Origin of the sequence: Binatus sp. (SeqCode) (assembly GCF_036522015.1) — a bacterium.
Taxonomy (GTDB): Bacteria; Desulfobacterota; Binatia; order Binatales; family Binataceae; genus Binatus.
The window spans coordinates 1-7437 of the sequence record NZ_DATDGQ010000153.1; the positions used below are offsets into that span (position 1 = coordinate 1).

Consider the following 7437-nt stretch of genomic DNA (forward strand, 5'->3'; position numbering starts at 1 on the left):
GAAGAATTCATCGAATGGGCGTCGCACTATGATGACGGCACTCGCGAGGGCCGCAATCTCGCGCGCCACCAGACGTGGCTGGCGGCGCTGCCGTGCCGCGTCCTGCGTCTCGACGGAACTCGCCCACTGCACGACCTGGTCAAGGAAGTCAGCTTGGCGATTCAAACGTAAAGCGCGCAGGATAAAGTGGCTCGCTGAACGTTTCGGGAAAAACAGTTATGGCTTCAAATGTGTACGGCGATGCTTCAATCGCGAGTGCGCTTGAGCGCGGGAACACTTTGCCCGCTCGATGGTATGTCGAGCCGGAAGTGTTTCGGGCTGAGAAGGAGCGCATCTTCCACCGGACCTGGCAGTACGTGGGACATACCGGGCAGGTGTCGAGCGTTGGGGACTTTTTCACGACGCTTCTGGGCGATATCCCGGTCGTGGTGGTGCGGGATACTGAAAAAGCGATTCGCGCGTTCGCCAACGTCTGCCGGCATCGCGGGAGCGAGGTTGTCCTCGAATGCGCCGGCAATCGGAAGACGCTGCAGTGCCACTATCACGGCTGGACTTACAATCTGGACGGCACGCTGCGCAGCGCGCCACGTGAGAATGAGCAGCGCGAGTTCGCGAAAGACACGCTGTCGCTCGCTCCGTTTGCGGTCGAGACCTGGGGGCCGCTGATTTTCGTCAATCCATCGCGAGCCGCGCCTCCGTTGCACGACGTGATCGGCGAACTACCGGCCATCTTCGAGCGTGCGGGAATCGATTTCGCACAAATGCGGATGCTGCGGCGCGACGTTTACGAAATCGCTGCGAACTGGAAAATCGTCGTCGAGAATTTCAACGAATGCTACCACTGCCCGATCGCGCATCCGAAATTTTCAGCAGTAATCGACACCAACGCCTACCGCGTCGAGACCGATCACGAATATTTCTCGACCTACTACGGTCCGATCCTGGGATCGCCCGACAATGGGGTCAACTACGCGACGCTGTGGCCGAATGTATTGTTCTCGCTCTATGGGAATCCGCCGAATCTGCAGGCGATAACTGTGGTGCCGATCGACGCGGGACACTCGCGGCAGGTGGTTGACTATTTTTTCGCGGGCGATGCGAGCGAAGCGCAGATTCGCAGCGACGTCGAATTCAGCGACCTGGTGACGCGCGAAGACATCGTGCTCTGCGAATCAGTGCAGCGCGGACTGCGCTCAGGCGCGATCGAACACGGCAAGCTGATGCTGTCGCGCGAACGCGGAATCCAGCACTTCCAGAAACTCGTTTACCGGTTCCTCGGCGGCGAGTAACTGATCTTCCGCGCTACGCGCCGAATTGTTTGCGCACGACCGCGAACGATGGCTCGGGATCGGAAGACCGGTTCTTTTGCTTCTAACTTCATTATATCACAGGCCGCTCGCGATCCGAGTCTCGACGACACCAGGACGACCTGGTTAGCGTCCCCAACAGCGCTGGTTTGCTATCGCGGTTGGAATGCGCCAGCCGCGGTCGTCTGGAATGTGAGCAAACCGAAACTGACCAGGGGGAAACCATGCGAACCGAATTCGGAGCTGAGAGGACGAGTTGCGCGTGCGATGCCTGTCGCCGATGCTGTCGGTTCCTGCCGGCTTGGCTGATCCCTGCCGACATCGAGCGGATGATCCCGAGCGGCACCGATCCATTCGAATGGGCCGAGTTGAATATGCTCGCGTCGCCGGGCCCGCTGGTCGCACAAGTTGTCGAGAGGCTGTTCCGCAGCCAGCGCGAACCGGAGAAATACGAACGGCGATTTTATCGGAGATGGTTCCGCGTGCCGAGCCTGGTCCTGGCGGCGAAGCCCGACGGCAGTTGCAAGTTTCTCAGCGAGGACGGCGCGTGCACTATCCATGATATCAGTCCATTTGGATGCGCCTTTTTCGACGGCCACGCTCACGCCTCGTCGGCGAGCGATCGTCTGGTGCGCGCCGGGTTGGACCAGTCGATCAAGGCAGGTTCGCGGCATCTTTATCACCGGCTCCGGCGGCATTTGATCAGCAAGGGCCTTGTCTCGCGATCGCCGGAGGTGGAGCGCGCGCGTATGCGCGGAACTACATCGCAAACAACGGAGGCATAGGCGCAACCTACGCGCCGAATTGCTTGCGCACTGCGGCGAATGCCTGATCGGTAACGTTCAATGTTTGCTCGATGTCGCGATCGGTGTGCGCGGCCGAGATGAACCAGTTGTGGCGCGGCGCGAAGTACACACCGCTGCGCGAGCATGCGCCGGCGAACACCTTCGCGCGATCGAAATGACCCGCGTCGGCCTTGAACGTCATGTACGGTAGCGCCGGCGGTCCCGAGTACGTCACCTCGATTCCGGCGCTGCGCGCCTGCGCGAGCAGACCGGCGCGCAGCTTCTCGCCGGTCGCGCGCATCCTCTCGATTCCGCCGCTCGCCTGCAGCTCCTTGAGATTCGCCAGGCTCGCCGCCATGGGCACCGCGCTGGTGAAGTACGAGCCAGTGAAGAACACTTCCAGCGCTGCCTGCTTCAGGCTGTCGCGCCCTAGGCATGCGGCGAGCGGATAGCCGTTGGCGATCGCCTTGCAGTAGGTCGTCAGGTCCGGGCGCACTCCGAACAGTTCGCCCGAGCCGCCCATGTGCAGGCGGAAGCCGGCGCGAACATCGTCGAGGATGAAGACCATGCCGTTGTCGTCGCAAATCTTGCGCACGCCCGACAGGAATCCTTCGACCGGCAGCTCCGAGTCGTGTCCCGCATCGTGCTTGAACGGCGATACGATCACGCCGGCGACCTTGCCGCTGTTTTCCTCGACCGCGCGCCGCAAGCTTTCGAGATCGTTGAATCGAAAATTGACGACGTTAGCGCGATCTTCCGGTGTCACGCCGTTGGGCATCGGCGTGCACCACGCATGGGTGCCATGGTAAGCGCCGGAGCACATCGCAATCTTCGGGCGCCCAGTCGCATGGCGCGCGACCTCAGTCGCCCAGGTGCATACGTCGGAGCCGTTTTTCGCGAAGACCGTCCAGTCGGCAAATGGCGTGATCGACACCAGATGCTCCGCGAGCTCGACCCACACCGGCCCCGGCGCGTTGAAGCAGTTGCCAAGGTCCATCTGTCGGCGCGCCGCCTCCTCGACCTTGGGATGCCGGTGGCCGAGCACGATCGGGCCGTAGGAGCACATGTAGTCGATGTACTCGTTGCCATCGACGTCCCAGATGTGCGAGCCCTCGCCGCGGGCGAAGAACGACGGGTATGCGCCCTTGGTGAGAACCAGCGGCGTCTGATGTCCGTAGATGCCGCCGGGAACAACTTTTTTCGCGCGCTCCATCAGCGCGTCACTGTTTTCGAATGTGCAGGGTTTCAAGGCAACTCCTGTGCGATGATTTTCGCCGCAATGCAGGTCGCGTCTGCTGTCGATCAGACCGTCAGCGAGAATCCTATTTGCAGGCGCGAGGGTCAAGCCTGCAAAAGCAAACGGGCCGCGAGTCGTTACAACTCACAGCCCGCATCATATGCGATGAATCCTGACTAGTGGCGATACGCCGGGTCGCTCGGCCGCTGCGACAACGGCAGCGCGCCGACGCGCACCAGCTCGTCGCGCAGCTTGGCGCGCGAGAGCGGCTTGCACAGCACAGCGGACGCGCCGAGCTGATAGCTCTCAGCAATGTCGCGGTCGTAGAGCGAGCTGGTAATCACGAACATGGGCACGCCGGTGAGCGCTTCGTTCGCACGCGTCGCCTGCAGCACCGAGAAACCGCCGTTGTCGGGCAGGCGTAAATCCACCAGGAACAAATCCGGGCGATCGTGCTCAGTGAACTGGGCAATCATCAGCAGTGCTTCGTCGGCATTCGCTGCATGCACCAATTCGATGTCGTCGCCGAGCACCTGCCTGACTACTGTGAGCGCGATGAACACATGGTCGGGATTGTCTTCGACTAGAAAAATCCTGACCGCAGGACTCAACTGATCGAGTTCTTTGTCTTGCTCTTTTTCTTTATCTTGCTCGTTCATAATCCCCCATCACTGATGAAATCCGGGTCCCGCGGATTTCAGAATAGACCAACCGAGTTGTCCGACAGAAGCTTGGTGATGCCTCTGATGGGGGGATGATCCAATTGCCGTGCCATTTCCTTAGGGTTCGGTTTGGAGTCATCGCAAAGCGAGGAACAATGCGCCTAGCTGACGTATGATGTCGCGAGGGCAATTGAAACGCTCGATAACTCGCAAATCTCAGATTTGGACATCGAATATCCGTTCCATTCTGCACACGCTGGCGAAACGTCGGCTGAGTCAATGTCCCGCAACGAATTGCTTGTGGCAATCCTGCTACATCGGTCGCTGCGACTGTGCCACGCCGATACATAGTGCTAAACATCAAGACCGCTAAATGACTCATCCGACCCCGCTCCGGGGAGGGAAAGGATCGTCTCATTGGGAATCTTTGCGAACTTACTGGACTCTAAATTCTCTAAACATCCATTGCTGCGAAAGTACACCGCCCTGGTCAGCGAAGATCTGACGGCGACGTACTCACGCGACATCCAGAAGTGGCTGCTCGTGGCGCCTATTATCGGCGTTCTCACCGGACTCATCATCACAGGGATTGCCGTGCTCGTTCTCGACGTCATCTGGGCGGCTCTTCTTCCCTACTACCTTCATCACCATTGGGCAATCGTAGTCGGACTCGTCGCCGGCTTCTTTGTGACGGGCCTGATAATGCAATTCCGCACGCCCGACCCCGACGAACACTCGACCGAGGAGATCGTCCGCTCCTACCACGAGCATCAGGGCGACATCGACCTCGGCCCGTTCTGGTGGAAGCTGCTCGCCGCAGTGACCACCGTCGGCTCGGGCGGGAGCGCCGCGCTGGAGGGACCCAGCATCTATAGCGGCGGCGCGATCGGCTCGTGGCTGTGGACCAAGCTGCGACGATTCGGCCTCGAGGCGCGCGACCGGCGCATCATGTTGATCAGCGGCGCGGCGGCCGGCATGTCGGCGGTCTTCCGCGCGCCGCTGACCGGCATCGTGTTCGCGCTCGAGATGCCGTACAAGGACGACCTCGCGCACGAAGCGCTGCTGCCATCGCTGATTGCGTCGGTGGTCGCTTACGCGACGCTGGTGTCTATCGTCGGCGCGCAGCCGCTGTTCGGGTTCGCGGGCAGCACCAGCTTCCGGGCCAGCGACATCTGGTGGTCAGCGCTACTCGGCGCGGGCATCGGGCTCATCGCGATCGTGTTCGACATCACGTTTCGTCGGGTGCGCAGGTTTGCCATCACCAGCCGGATCCCGCACTGGCTGAAGCTCACGATCGGCGGACTCGGTACCGCGCTCTGCGGCCTCGCATTCGTGACGATTTACGACGGGCCGCTGATTCCGATCGGTCCCAACTACGAGGCCGTGCGCTACGTACTCGCGCATCCGCTACCGACCGAAGTGCTGCTGTTATTCGTCGTGTTGAAGCTGCTCGCGACAATCTTCACGCTCGGCTCGGGAGGCGTCAGCGCGATGTTCGTGCCGCTGCTGCTGGTCGGCGGCGCCTTGGGCAACGCCTACGCGCAATCCGTGGTTCACGCGCCGACGCACGATCTCTACGCCGCGGTCGGGATGGCGGCGTTCATCGCGGCCGGATACAAAGCGCCGCTCACAGCCGTGGTCTTCGTGGCGGAAACCACCGGCGGCCATTCGTACATCATCCCGAGCCTCATCGGCGCCGCGGTCGCCTACGCAATTTCAGGCGAGGCGTCGGTCTCCGGCGACCAGCATCTTCATGAAACCGCCAAGCTGGCGGAGCTGTCGGGGATGACGGTGCGGGACGTGATCCAGCGTCGCGTAATTTCGGTGCAAGCCAAATCGACGATTCGCGAATTTGTCGCGAGCGTCGCGGCCCATCACCGTCACACGATTTTTCCAGTCTACGAAGACGAGAAAGTCGAAGGGACGGTTTCCGTATCGGACGTCAGCCGAATCGCCCCCGAGGAATGGGACAACACCACCGTCGGCGAATTCGCGGACCGCGCCGCAATCCGGGTGATGGAGGACTGCGATCTCAGCGAGGCACTGCGGCTCCTGGTGCGCGAGCGCGGCGCACAAATGCTGCTGGTGACCGACGACGCCGGCGTCATGCTGGGAGTCGTGACGAAGACAGACATCTTACGCGCAGTGAAGATGTCGTCAGATGCGCCGCGTCACTAAAATTTCGGCATAACGCGGTCGGCGAACAGGCGCATCGCGGCTAGCACATTCTGATGCCCGCTGATGCCGCCGATTTCGAACCAGCAGACCAGCCGCGAGAAACCGAACTGCTCTTTCAGTTGCGCGATCCGGTCGATGCAATACTCGGGGTCGCCGAAAATCCCCATGATTGAATCGACGGTCGAATAGTCGATCGTGCGGAGACGATCGCGGACCTTCTGGAATTCCGCCTGGGCGCCGGCGGCGAGGCTCTCAGGCTCGATAATTTCGCCGACCGCGTTGAAATAATTGCGCAAGCTCGGCTCAATCGTCGCCCGCACCTGCGCGCGATCGCGTCCGACGAACACCATCAGCGCGGCAGCCAGCCAATCGTCGGGGCGCTCGTGTCCAGCGGCCTTCAGCGCGTTTTCATAAATCTTGAGCCGCTCGGCGAGCACGGGAATCGGATTCACCGGGCCGCCGGCGAAGATTGGATAGCGATTCGCTCCCGCGAAAGTGAAAGTGTCAGCGCTGTTGGCGGCGAGCCGAATCGGCGGATGAGGCCGCTGGATTGGCTTGGGCACCACCTCGACGCCGTCCACGCGTTGCTGCGTCCATGCCACTTTGATTTTTTCGAGCCCCTCCTCGAACAGCTTGCGGCTGTCCGACATCTCGACGCCGTAGCCGCGGTAGTTGAGCGGGAATGCGCCGCGGCCGGCCCCGAACTCGACGCGGCCGCCGCTCAACACGTCGAGGGTCGCAACTTCCTCGGCCAGCCGAATCGGATGATGCAGCGGCATCAGGTTGACGGCCATGCCGAGCCGGATGTTGGCCGTGCGCTCTGCGATCGCAGCGAGCAGCATCAGCGGCGTCGGCATCACGGAAAAGCGCGGCGCAAAATGGACCTCGGCGAGCCACACCGTGTTGAAGCCGAGGCGGTCGGCCTCCGATGCTTCGGCGATCAGCTCTCGATAGCGCTCGGTCGTGATTTGATTTGCCGCTTCGGGGAGCTGGTAGAAGATATCGAATTTCAAACGGGATGCCTCAATACGCGCCGAGCGTCGCGACGCGCTCGCGATGGAACGACGGCGAGCCGAAGTAGGACTCGTTGAAGCGCGCGCGTTTGAACCATAGATGCATGTCGTGCTCCCAGGTGAAACCGATCCCGCCGTGCATCAGAACGGCGCGGTCGGTGCCGCGGCTGTAGATATCGCACAGGCGCGCTTTCGCCATCGCCGCCGTGCGCGACGCGTCGGCGGCGCCAGTGTCCTGCGCGTAGGCAGCATACC

At 61.6% G+C, this 7437-nt stretch carries 7 protein-coding genes; 3 read left to right on the plus strand and 4 right to left on the minus strand.

Annotation, left to right across the window (positions count from 1 at the left end):
• Positions 1-218 precede the first annotated feature (218 nt).
• Together VIW95_RS06310 and VIW95_RS06315 are read left to right on the plus strand one after the other, a co-directional pair.
• Entirely contained in the window at positions 219-1289 is a 1071-nt protein-coding gene (locus tag VIW95_RS06310; RefSeq protein ID WP_331584587.1) for an aromatic ring-hydroxylating dioxygenase subunit alpha, read from the plus strand.
• 242 nt (positions 1290-1531) lie between these two features.
• Positions 1532-2092 (plus strand): YkgJ family cysteine cluster protein, encoded by a 561-nt coding sequence (locus tag VIW95_RS06315; protein ID WP_331584588.1) that lies wholly within the window; start codon positions 1532-1534, stop codon positions 2090-2092.
• Between the two features lie 7 nt (positions 2093-2099).
• On the opposite strand, the gene VIW95_RS06320 is transcribed toward VIW95_RS06315, so the two are convergent.
• Entirely contained in the window at positions 2100-3341 is a 1242-nt protein-coding gene (locus tag VIW95_RS06320; protein ID WP_331584589.1) for an aspartate aminotransferase family protein, read from the minus strand.
• A gap of 164 nt (positions 3342-3505) precedes the next feature.
• Positions 3506-3988: a response regulator gene (locus tag VIW95_RS06325; protein WP_331584590.1), complete on the minus strand. Its 483-nt coding sequence runs from the start codon at positions 3986-3988 to the stop codon at positions 3506-3508.
• Between the two features lie 468 nt (positions 3989-4456).
• Between VIW95_RS06325 and VIW95_RS06330 the strand changes: the two genes are divergently transcribed.
• Complete coding sequence (locus tag VIW95_RS06330) at positions 4457-6169, plus strand: chloride channel protein (protein ID WP_331584591.1); 1713 nt, start codon at positions 4457-4459, stop codon at positions 6167-6169.
• Here VIW95_RS06330 and VIW95_RS06335 read toward each other — a convergent pair.
• Positions 6166-7182 (minus strand): LLM class flavin-dependent oxidoreductase, encoded by a 1017-nt coding sequence (locus tag VIW95_RS06335; RefSeq protein WP_331584592.1) that lies wholly within the window; start codon positions 7180-7182, stop codon positions 6166-6168. The genes VIW95_RS06330 and VIW95_RS06335 overlap by 4 nt on opposite strands.
• Positions 7183-7192: 10 nt before the next feature.
• Positions 7193-7437 (minus strand): acyl-CoA dehydrogenase family protein (locus tag VIW95_RS06340; RefSeq protein WP_331584593.1); only part of this gene is annotated, 245 nt, incomplete at its 5' end.

Excerpts from the sequence above, each read along its gene's own strand:
- VIW95_RS06310 (WP_331584587.1), top strand. The coding sequence starts at position 219 with ATGGCTTCAAATGTGTACGGCGATGCTTCAATCGCGAGTGCGCTTGAG.
- VIW95_RS06315 (WP_331584588.1), top strand. The coding sequence starts at position 1,532 with ATGCGAACCGAATTCGGAGCTGAGAGGACGAGTTGCGCGTGCGATGCC.
- VIW95_RS06325 (WP_331584590.1), bottom strand. The coding sequence starts at position 3,988 with ATGAACGAGCAAGATAAAGAAAAAGAGCAAGACAAAGAACTCGATCAG.